Genomic DNA, 17,186 nt, shown 5'->3' with positions numbered 1-17,186 from the left:
GCAAACCGTCTCTTTTTCGAACCACAGTACGAAAATCGAACTGTTGGTAAAGAAAAGTTGGGGAACCTCGTAGAGCAGCTCTCACAGGCCCACATAACCCTGAGGCCCTCAGAGATATGTGGGCCGAGAGCGCAGGAAGGCTTTTTGCGGCCTTGAAGCAAAAAGAACTTCCGGTGCTCCAAGAGGTTTCCCAACGTTTCTTTAATTATTGGCCCGCTAATTGCATAGTGAATGAACGTGCTATCAAAAGTTTTTAGCGCCGGGTTGATTGGGATCGACGCCTATCCAGTCGAGGTCGAGGTCGACATTACCCTCGGGATGCCCCATTGGAACACCGTCGGCCTGCCGGAGAGTTCCGTCCGGGAGAGTCGGGATCGGGTGGCCTCCGCCATCAAGAACTCCGGTTACGAATTCCTGCAGAGGAAGATCACCATCAACCTGGCCCCTGCCGATATCAAAAAGGAGGGAACCGCCCTGGACCTGCCGATCGCCCTCGGTCTCCTGGCCTCTTCCAACGGTTTAAACAGGGACCGGCTCAAGGAATTCCTGATTGTCGGGGAACTGACCCTCTCGGGGGCGATCAAACCGATCCGCGGGGCATTAGCCGTTGCACTGGCTGCGAAAAAGAAGTCGTTTCAGGGGATCATCCTCCCCAGGGAAAACAGTTCCGAAGCGGCCATCGTCAAAGAAATAGATATCCTCGGCGTTACCCATCTCTCGGAGGTGGTTGAATTTCTCAACGGTAAAAAACCGCTGTCCCCTCACGTGATCACAACCCCTCTTTTCAGCAACAACGGCCACTATGATTCCGATTTCAGCGAGATCAAGGGGCAAGAACTGGCCAAGAGGGCGATTGAGGTGGCGGCGGCCGGTGGTCACAATATTTTGATGATCGGTCCACCCGGCACCGGCAAGACTATGCTCGCCCAGCGGATCCCGACGATCCTGCCACCTCTCTCGTTTGACGAGGCGTTGGAAACAACCAAGATTTACAGCGCGGTCGGGCTGGTGGAAAAGGAAAAACCGCTCCTGACCCACCGCCCCTTCCGCTCCCCTCATCACACGATTTCGGACGCAGGGATGATCGGCGGCGGGACAGTGCCAAAACCGGGGGAGGTGAGTCTATCCCACCGAGGGGTTCTGTTTCTGGATGAACTTCCGGAGTTCAAAAAGAACGTCCTGGAGGTTTTGAGACAACCGGTGGAGGCCGGCAAGGTGACCATTTCGAGGGCCTACTCAACCCTCACCTTCCCCTCGGAATTCATGCTGGTGACCGCGATGAATCCCTGCCGGTGCGGGTTTTTCACATCCCTCCAGCAGTTGTGCCGTTGCAGTCCCGTCCAGTTGCAAAACTACCGGTCCCGCCTGTCCGGACCGTTGCTGGACCGGATCGACATCCAGATTGAGGTCCCACCGGTCAAATACAGAGAGCTGGCCTCGTTGAAGGAGGGGGAATCGTCGGAGACCATCCGCCAGAGGGTGTTGTCGGCAAGAGAAAAACAAACGACCCGTTTTCAAAAACAAAAAGTTCTTTGTAACGCACAGATGTTTCCCAAACTCGTCAGAAAATTTTGTGCACTCCCCCCGGAAGGAAACCAACTCCTTCAATCGGCGATGGAAAAATTAAGACTGTCGGCCCGGGCCTACGACCGGATACTCAAAGTGGCCAGAACGATCGCCGATCTGGCAGGGTCCGAGCCAATTGAAACAGGCCATCTGGCCGAGGCAATCCAATACCGGAGTTTGGACAGGAACAATAACTAAGGAATAATCGCTATCTTGAGGGGGTTGTCGGGGCTGTTTTTACAAAAAACCTGATTCAGCTCGGAGAGCCTTTTCTCACCGGCTATCAGGGAGGTAACATCGACCCGTCTTTCAACAATATAAGAGAGAGACTTGGCAAAATGGGTTGGTGTATGGTGAAAGACCCCGGAAAGAGAGATTTCATCATAATGGATCCGGTGTGTGTCAAAAGCAACCTTTGTTCCTTGAGCACACCCCCCATAAAGCCAGACACGCCCTCCTTTACGGACCAGAGTGATCGCCATCTCCCAGGTTGCCGGTTGTCCTGCCGCTTCAATGACAACATCCGGACCATACCCTCCCGGGCAAAGGGCATTCAGCCTTTCTTGAATGGAGCCTTCTTCCAAAATACTTAAAACATGATCGGCCCCGAGCTTTTTGGCGACTTCCAGCTTGTCACTCCCACGAGCGATACAAATAACACGGGCCCCGGCGAGTTTGCCCAACTGCACAAAAAGAAGCCCGCAAGGCCCTGCCCCGATCACACAGAGTGTTTCCTGCGGCTTCAAGGCCACCTTTTCGATGCAATGAAGGGCACAGGCCAGCGGTTCAGTCAGAGCCGCTTCTCTAAAAGGAACATGATCGGGAATCCGATACAAGTTCTTGCTCACAATCCGGGCCGGAACCGTTACATATTCCGCATACGCCCCATTGAGGAATTCAAGATTCGGACAGAGATTCCAACTCTTCTTTTGGCAGAAGAAACAACTCCCGCAAGGAGCGGAATTGGCGGCCACAACACGATCTCCAACTTGAAACCGTGAAACCCCCTCCCCTTTATCCACAACAGTGCCCGCCATCTCGTGGCCAAAAGGGGACGGTAGATTCTTCACCAGAAGGGCATGTCCTCGACGAAAGAGTTTAAAATCGGTCCCACAGGTCAGAGCGGCACCGATCTTGACCAACACCTCACCCCATTCAACTTTAGGGACACTCACCTCCTCGATCCTCATCTCTTCCGGACCGTACCAGAGGGCCGCTTGCATTGTTTTTGGAGCCATAGCTGTACGAGGCGACCCTCTAGATCCTTTGAGTTTAATTGTCAACTGGTTGTCAACTTTATCGTTGACAGAGGAACCAGTAAACCCTAGAAAACGCCCCATGGATTGGGGCATGGCCAATCGGTTGGGACGCATTATTAAACGGGAAACAGGCCGTACTGTTATGCTTGCCGTTGACCACGGCTATTTTCTTGGCCCGACAAGCGGACTGGAAGACGCCAAGAAAACAATTGCCCCCCTTCTTCCCTACGCCGACAGTCTCATGCTCACCCGCGGGATTCTGCGCACTTCTGTTGACCCTCACACTACCACACCGGTTGTCCTGCGCGTTTCTGGAGGGACCAGTATTCTAAAAGAGCTATCCAACGAAGAGATCACAACATCCATAGAAGAGGCCCTACGGCTAAACGTTGCCGCCGTTACTTGTTCCGTCTTTGTCGGCGGTGAGTATGAAAAACAGAGTCTCTGCAACCTGTCTCGGCTAGTTAACGAAGCGACCCCCTACGGAATCCCTGTCTTGGGTGTAACCGCCGTCGGCAAGGAAATGACCCGTGACGCAAGATACTTAAGCCTGGCCTGCCGGATTACTGCCGAATTGGGGGCCCATTTTGTTAAGACCTATTACTGCGAAGATTTTGAAAACGTTGTCGGAAGCTGTCCTGTCCCTGTTGTCATCGCCGGGGGAAAGAAACTGCCTGAACGGGAAGCCCTTCAACTGGCCCATGATGCCATCCAACATGGCGCCTCTGGTGTCGACATGGGGCGAAATATATTCCAGTCTGAAAATCCTGTCGGCATGATCCGGGCTGTCCGTGCCATTGTCCATGAAAAGGCAACTGTCGAAGCGGCCTATGACCTTTATCAGACAACCACCCATGCGCGTCGCGACGTACTATAACAACAACGATATCCGTCTTGAAGAGAGACCGATCCCTCCTATAGGAGAAGGGGAGGTATTGCTCAAGATCAATGCCACCGGCATTTGCGGTAGCGATCTGATGGAATGGTATCGCGTAGGGCATGGGCCCCGCGTCTTGGGCCATGAGGTAGCTGGCGAGATTGTTCGTGTTGGCAAAGGGGTAACGCAACACAAAGAGGGGGGACGAATTGCCGCCTCCCATCATGTTCCCTGTTATGATTGTCATTACTGCCGGCTGGGACACCATACACTTTGTGAGACATTGCGTACCACCCATTTCGATCCGGGAGGCTTCGCACAGTATGTCCGACTGCCCGCGATTAATGTTCAGCACGGCATCTACCCGCTGCCGGATGATCTCTCTTTCGAAGAAGCCACCTTGATCGAACCGCTTGCCTGTACGGTACGTGCCCAGAACAAGGCCAACATAAGAGCGGGCCAGACTGTTTTGATTATCGGTTGCGGCATTGCCGGCCTTCTCAACCTGAAACTAGCCCGAGCCAGAGGAGCGGCCCGAATCATTGCCGTTGATCTTTCCGATTTTAGACTGGAAATGGCTAAAAAATTTGGGGCTGATGCCCTCTACAAGGCATCGGAAGATATCCCTTCCTCTGTCCGTGCGGTGAATGAGGGGCGCCTCGCCGATGTCGCTATTGTCTGCACGGAGGCCAAACAGGGGATCGAAACAGCTTTAGCGAGCTCGGAACGGGGGGGAACCGTTCTCTTCTTTGCACTCTCAAACCCCCAAATGATTATTCCGATGCCGATGTATGATCTCTTCTGGCAAAAGGGACTCACCCTCATGAGCTCCTATGCCGCAAGCCCGGACGACCATCGTGAGTCGCTTCGTCTCATTCAAAGCAGGCAGGTCGCCGTGAAACCGCTGATCAGTCACCACTTGGGACTCTCAGAAATCGCAACCGGCTTTCAGATCGCCCTGAAGGCCCAAGATTCAATCAAGATTGTTCTGGACCCGGCACGCTAGAGAGAAACTAATCGAAGAGGGTTTTGTAGTGCGGGTCCGCAAGCGCGGCATCCACGATTCGCTCAGTGACCTCGTCCACAATCTCTGGGGTGTCAAAGGCGGGGGAAATATGCCTCCTGACCTGTTTTTTGGCCTTGTAGGCCAGCTGGAGCCGGGCCATCTCGGTCCCACCCCTCTGGATGATCCCCAGAAGCATGGCCCCTTTTTCCCTAGCTTTTTCAGCGAGATAGGTCCCTTCAGCCACATCGATGAGGGGGGCCTTCCCCCTTTCGTCGATCTCCCCCGCCCCTTGGCTGATAACGCCGGGGAGGAGGTGATTCACCACATTTTTAAACCATCCGATCATTGTTATTCCTCACAAGTCACCCTCCTTATCGCACCCCCTTTCAGGCAAGTTGCGTCCTTTTTTCACCCAACCTTTTTCCTGTTTACAGAAAAGATACCCCATGTTAGGACGGCCGAACCTTGATCTTATTGGAGAAGCCGGTTCAAGGTTTTCTAAACCGATAAAAACAGGATTCAACCATGATCGAAAAAGGGACCAAGATTCAGGAGGCCAATGGGCGTTTGGGAGTCCTCCTTGTCGGTTTAGGCGCGGTCTCAACCACATTTATTGCAGGCGTTGAAGCCGTTAAAAAAGAACTGGCGAAGCCAGTCGGGTCACTGACCCAGATGGGCACCATCCGGTTGGGGAAGAGAACTGAAAAAAGGAGTCCCTTCGTCAAAGATTTTATCCCCCTCGCTAACCTTTCCGACCTCGTCTTCGGGGCCTGGGATATCTTCCAGTCAAACGGGTATGAGGCGGCAAAGACCGCCGGCGTCCTGAATGAGACTCATCTGGGTCAACTCAAACCAGCCCTGGAGGCAGTTCGCCCCTGGTCAGCCGCCTTTGACAAAAATTACGTCAAAAGACTGGATGGGAATAACGTCAAGAAAGGTCCGACAAAAATGGACCTGGCGGACCAGATCCGTGAGGATATTAGAAAATTCAAGGAGGTAAACAATCTCAAGCGTTGCGTGATGGTTTGGTGTGGTTCTACGGAAATTTATCTCAAAACTGAAAAGGTCCACGAAAATCTGAGGCAGTTTGAGGAAGGGATGAAAAACAACCACCCCGCCATCGCCCCCTCGATGCTCTACGCCTATGCCGCGATTCAGTCCGGGATACCGTTTGCCAATGGGGCCCCCAACCTGACTGTCGATATACCGGCATTGCAGGAGTTGGCCCATGAGAAGAAGGTACCCCTTTCAGGCAAGGATTTTAAAACCGGTCAGACACTCATGAAAACAATCCTCGCCCCGGGGCTGAAGGCCCGTTACCTCGGGTTGAATGGGTGGTTTTCGTCAAATATTCTTGGCAACCGGGATGGGGAGGTTTTGGACGATCCCGATTCCTTCAAGACAAAGGAGGAATCCAAGCTGTCCGTATTGGACACCCTTCTCCAACCGGAGCTCTACCCTGATCTTTATGGCAATTTCTACCATAAGGTCCGGATCCACTACTACCCCCCTCGTGGTGATAACAAGGAGGGGTGGGACAATATCGATCTCTTTGGCTGGATGGGGTATCCGATGCAACTCAAACTCGATTTCCTCTGCCGTGATTCAATCCTGGCGGCCCCGCTCGTTCTTGACCTGACACTCTTCATGGATCTCGCCCAGAGGGCCGGGATGAAAGGGACGCAGGAATGGCTCTCCTTCTACTACAAGAGCCCGATGACGGCCCCTGGACTTTATCCGGAACACAATCTTTTTATTCAGGAAATGAAACTGAAAAACACCCTCCGCTACCTGATGGGGGAGGAGCCAATTACTCACTTAGGCTTGGAATACTACGAGTAACTATGAAAATTAGAAAGGCTGTCATCCCTGCCGCTGGCTATGGAACACGCTTCCTGCCGGCCACCAAGGTTGTCCCCAAGGAACTCTTCCCGATCGGCAACAAGCCGGCGATCCAGTATATTGTGGAAGAGGCGGTGCAGGCTGGGGTTCAAGAGATCGTCTTTATCACCAGTGAGGGGAAGAAATTGATCGAGGATTATTTCAAACCCTCCCCTCCCCTTGAGGCCTTTCTCAAGGAAAAAGATAAGCTGGACCTTTTGCCACGAATCGAGGCCCTCCCTTCTCTGGCCCAATTTCACTTCGTCAACCAACCAGTTCCCAAGGGACTTGGGGATGCTGTCCTGTGTGCCAAAGAAATTATCGGGAATGAGCCTTTTCTCGTGCTACTTCCTGATGATGTCATCTGGTCCAGGAGATCCTGTTGCCAACAGCTTTCCGACACTTATCAGGAGGGAAGAGAGGCCGTTATCGCCTTGGAAAATGTTCTGAAGGACAGGGTTTCACTCTACGGCATTGTCAAAACAAAACCGGCCGGGAAAGGGGTGCACTTGATCCAGTCGGTCATCGAAAAACCGGCTCTGGAAGAGGCCCCGTCAACCTTGGCCATCATTGGCCGGTATCTTCTTCCCCCAACTATTTTTCCCATTCTCGAAAAAACGAGGCCTGGACAGCTTGGAGAGATACAGTTGGCCGATGCCCTTCACAAGCTGGCGGGACGGGGTGAGACCTTTGGACTGGAGTTTCAAGGAAAAAGATTCGATGTCGGCGAACCACAAGGCCTGGTGGAGGCCAATCTCGCCCTCTCCCCTTTCTAGGTCAAACCCGTGTTGGTATTTTAACTCCTCGCACACAGCGCAGGATCTTCATGTAAGCCCGAAAAGGGTCCCCCTCTCCCTTGAACGGGTCGGCAAAGATTTGCCGAATCTCTTCTTTCGTCAATTTCTCCTCCAAAAGGGCATAATACATCCGGTCTCCCAAAATATAACCGAGCCCGTGTGTCACCCCAAAAAAGACCTCCGGATTTCTTCTCAGCATCTTCTGGTAGGTAATCGGTTCGCCGTCCCTCTCAAGAGATTTATGATCCAAAATGAGCGATGCGGTCTCCAGCTCCAGCCTCCTTTTTTTGGGGGTTCCAATCGCCTTCAGATAATGCAAAAGTTTCTGATAGTCCTTCTCGTGAAAACATTTTCTCTTATGGTTAATGATTTTGGAGCCAAAAAAACCGAGGGCCTCATGGAGGGTGTTGGCATAAAAGGCATCAACCATCTTTCTGGGAAATTCAGGACCTGCCGTCAAGATCCGGAGATAATGGGTTGCCTCCTCAGAGGCATGATTGATTGAAAGATTGGCCAGATAAACAATCTTTTTTTCGGGGATGAAATAACTTTCGGAGGCAAGGATCTGTTTTTTGATGCGACGGAGTTCCTTCCGGCCCATTGTTTCCTCTTCCTCCAATTTTTCAAGAAAACTTAAGTCACCACTGGTAAAGATTTCAATATCCTCGACTTTCTGAGAAACGGGGATTTCAAGAAATCCGGCAACCCGTTTGATCAGCTCCAGAAAATTAGACTTCGCATCAGCGTAGTCAATCTCGCCCCCTTCCTGTTCCAACCAGTTAAGATAGGTCTGCTGCCAGACAATCGGAGGGGTATTAAGGATGCAGTAGCTTTTCTCATCGATCTTAACAATCTCAACTTTATCCTCAAGCTTTTGGTGGGCCAGTTTCCAATAAATAGCCTCACTATTTTGATAAATAATCAGGGACTTTTTCTCTAAATGACGTTTCCGCAAGAGAAGGACAACCTCTTGAGGGAGATGTCCTGGTGCAATATGATGGTCGCCGACAAAGATGACCGTTTTCATCTTTGGGTTTTTCTGAAGACAACGATTGATGATCTTGGCGCTTTCAATGTCCCGACGTTTGAGAGAACATCCTATCGAAGGACACCATTCAATCCCAAAAACGGGAATCTTATGGAAGCAGGCAAAGTCAAAAATTGGTTTGAAATTCTCCCAGAGGTCAAAATACCAGTATTTCCTGAACTGGATCTTCCGCAAAAAAGTTTCTTCATCAAGACCCCCCTGCAGATACTCATCCAGAACCTTCTGGTGCCTCTTTTGGACCAGTTCCAGCCCAATTCCAAGGGGTCCCGCTTTATCAACAATAAGTTTTAGTAATCGAAGGAGTGTTCTTTGCGACTGCTTGTTGGTATGGTAATCTCCAACGTAGATGACGTCCGCATCCAGAATGGAATTAACCAGTTCGTCAATATCCGCAACGGCCTGATACCGATTAACCCTCCTTTTGTATTCCCTTTCGTATTTCTCAAACCCCTTCTCCCGAACAGAGGCCTGGCTTTTGATAAAATCATCGTTTTTTTCAAAAATCCGTTTCTGCAGACACAGCAACTCTTTACGAGGAGATGGCGATCTTGTAGACACAGGGCTACACTAGCACAAAACTGTCAAGAAAACACTCGCCAAGTGAAACTATTAAAAATGAAATAGCTTGAGGAAAAGTTTGTTGTTGGCCAGACGGGTATTATCTTTCAAGAATTCGAGAAGCTGACATAAAATAATCGAAAAAATGAGCGAAACTGAAAAAACTGCAAGACAGATAATGGTTCTTTTAGGCTTGTACTTCCTTTTTGGCATAACCGCGGGGTCAATGACCTGAAAAGACAATTGGGATTGCACCTCCTCAATACGGGCCATCTCATATTGTTGTGTCAGCAGACTTACGATTCGTATAAGAAGCCTTTTTTGCAAAACTAAATACTCGAGATAGATCTGTTGAGGCACTCCCGTTACCTTCTTGAAGGAAGAAATTTTTTGTTCCAGATCGCTCAAATCATTTTTTGACTTTTGAATCTCTCCTTCGAGAGAAGTGGACGGGATCATCCCCTCGCCGCCGGTATTATCCCAGGGATCGGGAGTTAACCGAACCTCCACAGGGACATCAAAAGTAGAATGGTCATCAGATCCCCTTCCTTTCACATTGAAGTAGGCAATGTCTTTACCAACATTTAAAAGCTTCGCACGATGAAACTCCAACTGTTCTCCGATAAACCTTCTCGATTTTTTACTGACTGTCATATCAAACTCATTAAGCAGTATTTGCAATTCGTTGGGGATGGTATTGGCCAGTTCTGTTGCAAATTTTGGATCGGGATGCTGAACGGAGATTGAAAAAACCTTGTGTCTCTTATCTTCCTCAACTAGAAAGAACCCCTTCATGATCTTGGCGCCATCAGAAAGGGTTGGGGGGTCATCGATTTTCCATTCTTTCTTTTCCTTGTCCCAAGCCTCCTTATAAAAGACCTCCATCAGATGAAACCGACTAACGAGTCTTTCCGACAAAGTACGGGAACCAAGAAGCGTCATCAATTGAGCATTAAGACTACTTCCTCCCATTAAACCCACACCCAAATTGATAACAGGGACATCGCTGGCTTGGGCTATAAGAGAACTCAATCCTCCTCCGGACCTTCCTTCTTTCACAGGCATGATGGTCACTTCTGCCTTGTAGATTTTGGTTGCCAGCAAGCTATACAAAACAGCCAAAATAGAGGAAACACCAACAATGAGAGACACGAGCCTTCGGTGTCTGACAATCATTTCGAGATAATGAGACAGATTTATTTCATCATTCTGATCGTGAGGGGGGCTCATCATCTTTACCTGGTTAAGCTAATGATCGTTGTTGTAAGACCAAGAACAGTTGTCGTTGTCCCAAGGAAGATTGAAACCCATCCCTCGGGTGGAAGCCGTTTCTCACCCACAATAATGGCATCGCCCGGATTGATGACGGTCTCTTCATTAATCTTCTTTTGAATCTTGCCATCAACCCTGACAATACGGATTCGTTTGGTCGCCATCTTGGTGGTTCCCCCTGCCAATGAGACATAATGTCTCACTTTGTAGTTGGTACTGTACCGATAGGGGCCCGCATCATTCACCCCTCCCAAAACAAACACACGGTCCTCAAACGAGGGTAAAAACAGGTTGTCTCCCGGTAGCTGCTCCAAGTTATAATCAAGATTATTTTTCTCCAAGAAAATATGGGGGACAACAATCACATCGCCATCCTCAAGTACAAAATTAGCATACTCTTCGGGATCATTTTTAAGGTCGATGATCTCCTTCTCTCCTGAATGGTAACGGACTACTTTGATCGGCTTTTTGAAAGAGGCCCCGACGGTATAGCCACCCACCAGATTCATCAACTGCCCTAAGTTTTTTTCATTTTCTGTCAGTTCGTAAATATTTTGCCTCTTCACCGCCCCCACAATGCGAATAGTCTTTTTCTTCAGTGGCACATAGACAACATCATTGTCCATCAAGTAAGGGTTGCTATCCACATCTCCCAGCAATCTGAAACTCAGCAAATCTATTTTTCTTGTCGGCTGTCCCTGCCTCCTCAATTCAACATGTCGCTCGGACCCCCCCACCAAGATATCACCCGCTTTCAGAATGATACTTTGGAGACGATCCGATGGCCCTACCTTGTAGGTTCCAGGAGCTTCCACTTCCCCCAAGACATGGACCTGGTAAAATATCCCCTCCGCTAAACTATCCGATGGAAAGGAAGAAGACCCCGTCTCAAGCCCCCTGCTCTTCAGAAGATCTTTACGGCGCTCACGAAAGCTATCTGAAGAGGCCCCTTCTCCTCTTGAACTAAAGGCTTCATCCTCCAATTTATCACCCCGGCGAAGCTGGGCAAACAAAGAGGACGGAACCAGAAAAATGAGAATGAAAAATAGAGAAACCAGTTTCTTAAAGCCCATTGTCCGGGTTGTTCTATATTCTTTGGTTAAATTGTCAACACGTTTCCCTATTCATAAAACTGCTTGACCTTTGATCCCTCTTTCATTAGGTATAATCGTTCAAAAAAAGAACATTCGGGTAGCCCATGAAAGAAACAAAAGAAGAATGGTTCGTCATACAGACGAAGCCAAAAAAGGAAACTACTGTAAAGAAGCTCTTGTCTGGACTGAGTTACGACGTATTTCTGCCTGAAATCAAGTCGTTTACATCGACCCTTCACCACAAATCGCAATTCCTCCTGAAACCCCTTTTTCCGTCTTATCTGTTTGTGAAATTGCCTCCTTCTCAGAATCACCATCTCAAAACGATTAATTATACACGAGGAGTGAGGAAGATCCTTGGATCTGACGAAAAACCGATCCCGGTTTCTCACGAAATTGTCAACTTTATAAGAAATAGAATCACTTCCGGTGAGCCGCTGGAGTCTCATTATTGTAACCGGGAAGGAGTCCTCGTCAGGGTTAAAAAGGGTCTGCTCAAGGATCTCATTGGTATTATCGAAAAGCCGATTAATGAACAAGGGCGTGTGAAGGTGTTGTTCAAGATTTTGCAGAATCAATTAAGGGCGACTCTCTTTTGCGGCAATCTTGAGTTGGCTTAATTGCCGACTATTCTTTTGTTTTTCAGTGGGATTCGTTGTAATCCAAGGGCGGTAGCTTGCCCATTCAACTCTTTTTCGTCTCCTCATGCTTACCGATAATGAAGCGGAAATATTAAAACTGTTAGTTGAATTGGAGCCCACCATTTCTCAACGGGACCTCGCCAGTAAAGCTGGGATCTCCGTTGGTCTTGTCAATTTTCTTCTGCACCGTCTCATCAAAAAAGGGTATGTCTATACCTCCAATCTTAATAGAAGAAAAATGAGGTACGTATTAAGCACCAAGGGGATCAAGGAACTCACAAAACTTTCGTATCATTTTATGATAAAAGTTATTAACCAATACAAGAACCTGGAGTTTCAGATTCGGAAAACCCTGCAAACCACCCTCAAATCGGGTTATTATGATTCGATTATCATTTATGGAAATGGCGAATTAAAACCGATCGTGAACCACTGCCTTCAACACCACCCTCAATTCAAGATTACTAAAGTTGAAGAGCTCAAAGATTTAAACCAGTTCCACAAATCTATCATTCTAAACCTTAAAGAGATCTCCTTAGGAAAAATGAACGATAATAAGGTTATCGATCTTGTAGAGATGGTTGGCTCAAAAGTTTGTTAAGAACCCTGTGGAGTTGAAAATGATTAAAAAAATAGTAGAAAAAGCGGCGGCCAATTTTAGCGAGTTATCTGCAAATGACCGTTGTATCCAGAATGTGGAAACTGCCTCCGTGTGGATCATTGATGCCATGAAATCAGGCCATAAGATTCTCTGTTGTGGTAATGGTGGTAGTGCGGCAGATGCCCAACATTTTGCAGGGGAGTTTCTCTGTCGTTTCTATAAAGACCGAAAACCACTCCCGGCGATAGCCTTGACTACGGATACCTCCACCTTAACAGCCATTGCCAATGACTACTCTTACGAAGAAGTGTTCAGCCGGCAGGTTGAGGCCTTGGGATCCCCGGGTGATCTGCTTTTTGGAATCAGTACCAGCGGAGCTTCCAAGAATGTTCTTAAGGCTTTCCAAATGGCCCGTCACCGTCAGGTGAAAACCATACTTTTGACAGGTTCTATTGAAAGAGAAATCGCCAAAATAAGCGATCTCACCATCAAGGTTCCTTCCTCCGACACCCCTCGTATTCAGGAGATGCTTCTTCTCGTGGAGCATATTCTTGCTGAAGTTGTTGAAAAGGCTTTTCTCTAAAGGAGGTCTATTGTGATCATCACCCGTACCCCTCTTCGAATCAGTTTTTTCGGTGGCGGAACAGATTACCGGGAGTTCTATCTTCGACATAAGGGTGCCATCCTGGGAACAACAATCAATAAATATGTTTACGTCAGTCTCAATCGCCTGAGCTCCTTTTTCGACTACAAAATTCGCGTGGGTTACTCAAAGGCTGAACTTGTTAATTCAGTGGGCGAAATTGTCCATCCGAGTGTGCGCGAATGCCTCCGTTACAAGAAGATCGAAGGGAACCTCGATATTCACATTTTTGCCGATCTTCCCGCCCGAACGGGTCTTGGGTCCTCTTCCGCTTTTACCGTTGGTTTTTTACACGCTCTGCACGCGTTGAACGGCCAAATGGTATCCAAGAAAAACTTGGCCGAGGAGGCACGCCACGTGGAGCAGGAATTGATCCGTGAAAATGTCGGCTCCCAAGACCAGTATCATGCCTCCCATGGCGGCCTGAACATCATGGAATTCTCAAAGGAAGGCGTTAACGTAAGACCGCTGGTTATCTCGAGGGAAAAACGAGAAGCCTTTCAGCAATCCCTCATGGTTTTTTACACGGGCCTGTCACGCCACGCAAGTGAAGTCGTCAGGGAACAGGTGGAAAATACCAGGACAAAAGGAAAGGACGAATACCTTTTACGCATGCTTTCCATGGTTTATGAGGCCGAGAAAATTGTCTCTGAAAAAACGCCCGAAACTATGGTCAGGGAACTGGGGGCCCTTCTTCATGAAGGGTGGGAATTCAAAAAGAAATTGTCCACTCAGGTTTCTAACTCGCTGATTGACCAGGCTTATCAACGGACCCTCGAGGCCGGAGCCTATGGGGGAAAACTGTGCGGCGCCGGGGGCGGGGGTTTCCTTGCCCTCGTTGTACCACCCCATAAACAGGATGCCGTTCGCTCCACACTCAAGGATCTGCTTGAGGTCCATTTTCTTTTTGAAGAAGAGGGAAGCACCGTTATTTACCTAAAATAACCCATGGGTTTGGAAGCGATCATTCTGGCAGGTGGGCTGGGGACACGGCTGAGGAAGGTTGTCCCTAACCTTCCGAAACCTCTGGCCAAGGTACAGGATCAACCTTTTCTGGATCTTTTATTGCACCAATTGGCAACATCTAAACAGATCCAAAAACTCATCCTGGCTGTTTCCTACAAGGCCGAAACAATCATCGATTACTATACCACACGGGGAAAAAAGTATTCCTTCCCAATTTCGTTCTCCGTGGAGGGGCAACCTTTAGGGACAGGAGGTGCCATTAAGAAGGCCCTTGCTCAGACCAAGGGGTCGTTTATCCTGGTCATGAATGGCGACTCCTATGTTGAGTTCGATATCGCTCAACTGGTCACCCATCATCTCAGAAAAAAACAACCGATAACACTCGTCCTCACCCATCAGGACGACCTGCAACGTTATGGCAATGTACTGGTGGATCCTTTATCGTGTCAGGTTCGTGCCTTCCGTGAAAAATCAAATGCTACCAAATCGGGGTTGATCAGCACAGGAGTCTACCTCATCGATCGCAATGCCTTTGAGGGATGGCCTGAAAAAAAGTCTTTCTCACTCGAAAAAGATTTCTTCCCTGCCCGGATTCAGAACGGCATGAGTGCCTTCATCACCCACGGAAAATTTATTGATATCGGCCTTCCGGAATCGTATAAACGGGCCCACAACTATCTCCAAAACGAACTCAAGGAGTTACAATGAACAAAAAAGGGAGAGTCCTTGTCACGGGAGGGGCCGGCTATATCGGATCCATTCTCACCCCAACCCTTCTCCAAGAAGGCTATCAGGTAACTGTCGTTGACAATTTCCTGTATCAGCAAACGTCTCTTTTGGATTGTTGTGCTGATCCGAATTTCCAACTTATCAAAGGGGATGTTCGCGATTCACCACTGATGAAACAACTGACTGTCAAAGCCGATATGATTATCCCATTGGCCTGTCTGGTAGGGGCCCCTCTCTGTGATAAAAACCCTCGCCTGGCTGAAGAGGTGAATTACGAAGCGATCCACTCGATGATTCCTAACCTCTCCTCATCTCAAAAGGTCTTGTTCCCGACAACAAACAGCGGTTATGGTGTCGGTGAAGCGGGAAAGTTCTGCACGGAAAAGACCCCCTTGCGACCTGTCTCCCTTTATGGCCGATTGAAGGTAAAGATCGAACAAGAGCTTTTGGATTCTGGCAAGGCGGTTACCTTCCGGCTGGCGACTGTTTTCGGCACCTCTCCCCGCATGAGGATTGATCTCCTTGTCAACGATTTCACCTACAAGGCCTGCCGGGACCATACCATCGTCCTCTTCCAGGAACATTTTAAAAGGAACTACATCCATATTAGGGATGTCGCCAGAGCTTTCCTATTTGGCATTGAGAATTATGAACGGATGAAAGGGGAGGCCTTTAACGTAGGATTAAGTTCTGCCAATTTAAGTAAAAGAGAGCTTTGCGAAAAAATTCGCGAATACATCCCTAACTTTTATATCCATGCCGCTCCTGTCGGTGAAGATCCGGACAAGAGAGATTACATCGTCAGTAATGAGAAGATTGAATCGCTCGGCTGGAAACCAATCCACTCATTGGATGAGGGGATTAAGGAATTAATTAAATCCTTCCCTCTTCTGAGGGACTACAGGTTCTCTAATGTCTGATACAACAAAAACTCATTCAGAGACCCCACAAGTAGGGATTATAGGTCTTTCACACCTCGGGATCATCTGGTCTGTCGGGTATGCCTCACTCGGTTTTGACGTCATCGGCTATGATTCAGAGAGTCGGGCCGTTGAAACTCTCCAAAAAGGAACCCTACCGATTCCTGAACCCAACCTTCCTGAATTATTCAAAAAAGCCGGGTCTCACCTTCAATTTACCTCTGACCCCGAACTCCTTAAAAAATGCCGGGTCGTATTTTTTGCCAGGGACGTCCCGATGGATGAAGAAGGACAGATTGATTTGACAGAAATCAATAACCTTTTGGATAAAACGATCCCTTATTTAGCCTCTGGGGTCGATTTTATTTTCATGGGGCAAGTCCCGGTCGGTTACACACGGTCCCTAGGCTCTCGCATCCGAAAATACCGCCCTGAGCTATTATTTTCACTCATTTACCGAGTTGAAACCCTGACCATTGGCCAAGCGGTCAATGACTTTTTGAAACCAGATCGCATTATCGTCGGTCTCGAAGATTCTTCTCAAGGCTTAAATAGCCGTGTCCAGGCGGTTTTGCACGATCCTTTTAAAGTTCCTCTTGTCATCGGTTCTTACGAAAGTGCCGAGCTCACTAAATCAGCCATTAACGTTTACCTGGCCAATTCGGTAACTTTTGTGAATGCCATCGCCGATTTATGCGAAAAAGTGGGAGCCAATATACATGAGATTGTGGCCGCCATGAAACTCGACAGGCGTTTCAGCCCCTATTCCTACTGGCGTCCCGGTCTCGGCTTTGCCGGAGGGCATCTGGAACGCGACTTGATGTCTCTTTCAAGACTTGCCAAAGAAAACGGCTTGGTCCCGCAGTTATTAAACACTATTATTCAAAGCAGTAAGGGTCGCTACCGATGGCTGGTACAGGCCTTGGAGGAGACTATTTTTACAGATCATCAAAAGCCAACATTGTCACTCTGGGGGCTTGCCTACAAGAAAGGGACCGATTCGCTCCATAATGCACACTGTTTGAAAGTCATCCGCGATTATGGAGAACGTGCCAACATTCTGGCCTATGATCCACTCGCAAAATTGCCTTCTTCAATCCAGAATGTGCGGGTTGTCTCCGATAAGTTTGAAGCCCTTCGGCAATCGGATGGTCTCATCATCCTCACAGAGTGGGATGAGTTTCGCATTAATGAAGCAGAACCTTTTCTTCAACTCATGAGAGAACCCGTCATCATCGACGGCGTCAATATATTGGGCCCCAAGGTCAAACAAAACTCTTCTATCAACTATATTGCCATGGGGATTCCTCGCAGGAGTCATCTTTAAA

Annotated in this window: 17 protein-coding genes; 12 read left to right on the top strand and 5 right to left on the bottom strand. The window is 48.7% G+C overall.

What is annotated here, in order from left to right; all coding sequences use genetic code 11:
* Positions 1 to 237 precede the first annotated feature (237 nt).
* On the top strand, positions 238 to 1,764 hold the full coding sequence (locus tag HYS22_08950) for a YifB family Mg chelatase-like AAA ATPase (GenBank protein MBI1910281.1): 1,527 nt from the start codon (positions 238 to 240) through the stop codon (positions 1,762 to 1,764).
* On the opposite strand, the gene HYS22_08945 is transcribed toward HYS22_08950, so the two are convergent.
* Positions 1,761 to 2,789: a zinc-binding dehydrogenase gene (locus HYS22_08945; GenBank protein ID MBI1910280.1), complete on the bottom strand. Its 1,029-nt coding sequence runs from the start codon at positions 2,787 to 2,789 to the stop codon at positions 1,761 to 1,763. The genes HYS22_08950 and HYS22_08945 overlap by 4 nt on opposite strands.
* A 115-nt stretch (positions 2,790 to 2,904) precedes the next feature.
* On the opposite strand from HYS22_08945, the gene lsrF reads away from it, so the two are divergent.
* Both lsrF and HYS22_08935 read left to right on the top strand, forming a co-directional pair.
* Positions 2,905 to 3,702 carry a 3-hydroxy-5-phosphonooxypentane-2,4-dione thiolase gene (gene lsrF / locus HYS22_08940; GenBank protein ID MBI1910279.1) on the top strand — a complete coding sequence of 266 codons (798 nt, stop codon included), beginning with the start codon at positions 2,905 to 2,907 and terminating at the stop codon, positions 3,700 to 3,702.
* The gene (locus HYS22_08935; protein MBI1910278.1) at positions 3,680 to 4,708 is read left to right on the top strand and encodes an alcohol dehydrogenase catalytic domain-containing protein; all 1,029 of its coding nucleotides are present in this window, start codon (positions 3,680 to 3,682) and stop codon (positions 4,706 to 4,708) included. Before lsrF ends, HYS22_08935 begins: the two co-directional genes overlap by 23 nt.
* Positions 4,709 to 4,715: 7 nt before the next feature.
* Here the strand turns inward: HYS22_08935 and HYS22_08930 are convergent, their stop codons facing one another.
* Positions 4,716 to 5,054 (bottom strand): hypothetical protein, encoded by a 339-nt coding sequence (locus HYS22_08930; GenBank protein ID MBI1910277.1) that lies wholly within the window; start codon positions 5,052 to 5,054, stop codon positions 4,716 to 4,718.
* A gap of 179 nt (positions 5,055 to 5,233) precedes the next feature.
* On the opposite strand from HYS22_08930, the gene HYS22_08925 reads away from it, so the two are divergent.
* Both HYS22_08925 and HYS22_08920 read left to right on the top strand, forming a co-directional pair.
* Positions 5,234 to 6,550: an inositol-3-phosphate synthase gene (locus HYS22_08925; GenBank protein ID MBI1910276.1), complete on the top strand. Its 1,317-nt coding sequence runs from the start codon at positions 5,234 to 5,236 to the stop codon at positions 6,548 to 6,550.
* Between the two features lie 2 nt (positions 6,551 to 6,552).
* A complete protein-coding gene (locus HYS22_08920) occupies positions 6,553 to 7,365 on the top strand; it encodes a UTP--glucose-1-phosphate uridylyltransferase (GenBank protein MBI1910275.1) in 813 nt (270 codons plus the stop codon).
* Position 7,366: 1 nt separating this feature from the next.
* Here the strand turns inward: HYS22_08920 and HYS22_08915 are convergent, their stop codons facing one another.
* The 3 genes from HYS22_08915 to HYS22_08905 are packed head-to-tail and all read right to left on the bottom strand — an operon-like array spanning position 7,367 to position 11,337.
* A complete protein-coding gene (locus HYS22_08915; GenBank protein ID MBI1910274.1) occupies positions 7,367 to 8,992 on the bottom strand; it encodes a ChaN family lipoprotein in 1,626 nt (541 codons plus the stop codon).
* 51 nt (positions 8,993 to 9,043) lie between these two features.
* Positions 9,044 to 10,225, bottom strand: a complete 1,182-nt coding sequence (locus HYS22_08910) for a hypothetical protein (protein MBI1910273.1) — start codon at positions 10,223 to 10,225, stop codon at positions 9,044 to 9,046.
* A gap of 2 nt (positions 10,226 to 10,227) precedes the next feature.
* Positions 10,228 to 11,337, bottom strand: coding sequence for an SLBB domain-containing protein (locus HYS22_08905; GenBank protein ID MBI1910272.1), 1,110 nt, complete (start codon positions 11,335 to 11,337; stop codon positions 10,228 to 10,230).
* A gap of 125 nt (positions 11,338 to 11,462) precedes the next feature.
* Between HYS22_08905 and HYS22_08900 the strand changes: the two genes are divergently transcribed.
* The 7 genes from HYS22_08900 (at position 11,463) to HYS22_08870 (ending at position 17,185) form a co-directional block, all read left to right on the top strand.
* A complete protein-coding gene (locus HYS22_08900; GenBank protein ID MBI1910271.1) occupies positions 11,463 to 11,978 on the top strand; it encodes a hypothetical protein in 516 nt (171 codons plus the stop codon).
* An 85-nt stretch (positions 11,979 to 12,063) separates the two neighbouring features.
* Entirely contained in the window at positions 12,064 to 12,600 is a 537-nt protein-coding gene (locus HYS22_08895; protein MBI1910270.1) for a winged helix-turn-helix transcriptional regulator, read from the top strand.
* A 19-nt stretch (positions 12,601 to 12,619) separates the two neighbouring features.
* On the top strand, positions 12,620 to 13,183 hold the full coding sequence (locus HYS22_08890) for an SIS domain-containing protein (protein ID MBI1910269.1): 564 nt from the start codon (positions 12,620 to 12,622) through the stop codon (positions 13,181 to 13,183).
* A 12-nt stretch (positions 13,184 to 13,195) separates the two neighbouring features.
* Entirely contained in the window at positions 13,196 to 14,188 is a 993-nt protein-coding gene (locus HYS22_08885; GenBank protein MBI1910268.1) for a kinase, read from the top strand.
* 3 nt (positions 14,189 to 14,191) lie between these two features.
* Complete coding sequence (locus tag HYS22_08880; protein ID MBI1910267.1) at positions 14,192 to 14,917, top strand: nucleotidyltransferase family protein; 726 nt, start codon at positions 14,192 to 14,194, stop codon at positions 14,915 to 14,917.
* Positions 14,914 to 15,858, top strand: a complete 945-nt coding sequence (locus HYS22_08875) for an NAD(P)-dependent oxidoreductase (protein MBI1910266.1) — start codon at positions 14,914 to 14,916, stop codon at positions 15,856 to 15,858. Before HYS22_08880 ends, HYS22_08875 begins: the two co-directional genes overlap by 4 nt.
* On the top strand, positions 15,851 to 17,185 hold the full coding sequence (locus HYS22_08870) for a UDP-glucose/GDP-mannose dehydrogenase family protein (GenBank protein ID MBI1910265.1): 1,335 nt from the start codon (positions 15,851 to 15,853) through the stop codon (positions 17,183 to 17,185). The genes HYS22_08875 and HYS22_08870 overlap by 8 nt, the downstream gene beginning before the upstream one ends.
* Position 17,186: the final 1 nt, after the last annotated feature.

This window comes from Deltaproteobacteria bacterium, from assembly GCA_016177765.1.
Classification (GTDB): domain Bacteria; phylum UBA10199; class UBA10199; order JACPAL01; family JACOUP01; genus JACOUP01.
This window is presented reverse-complemented; position numbering and strand designations above follow the sequence as displayed.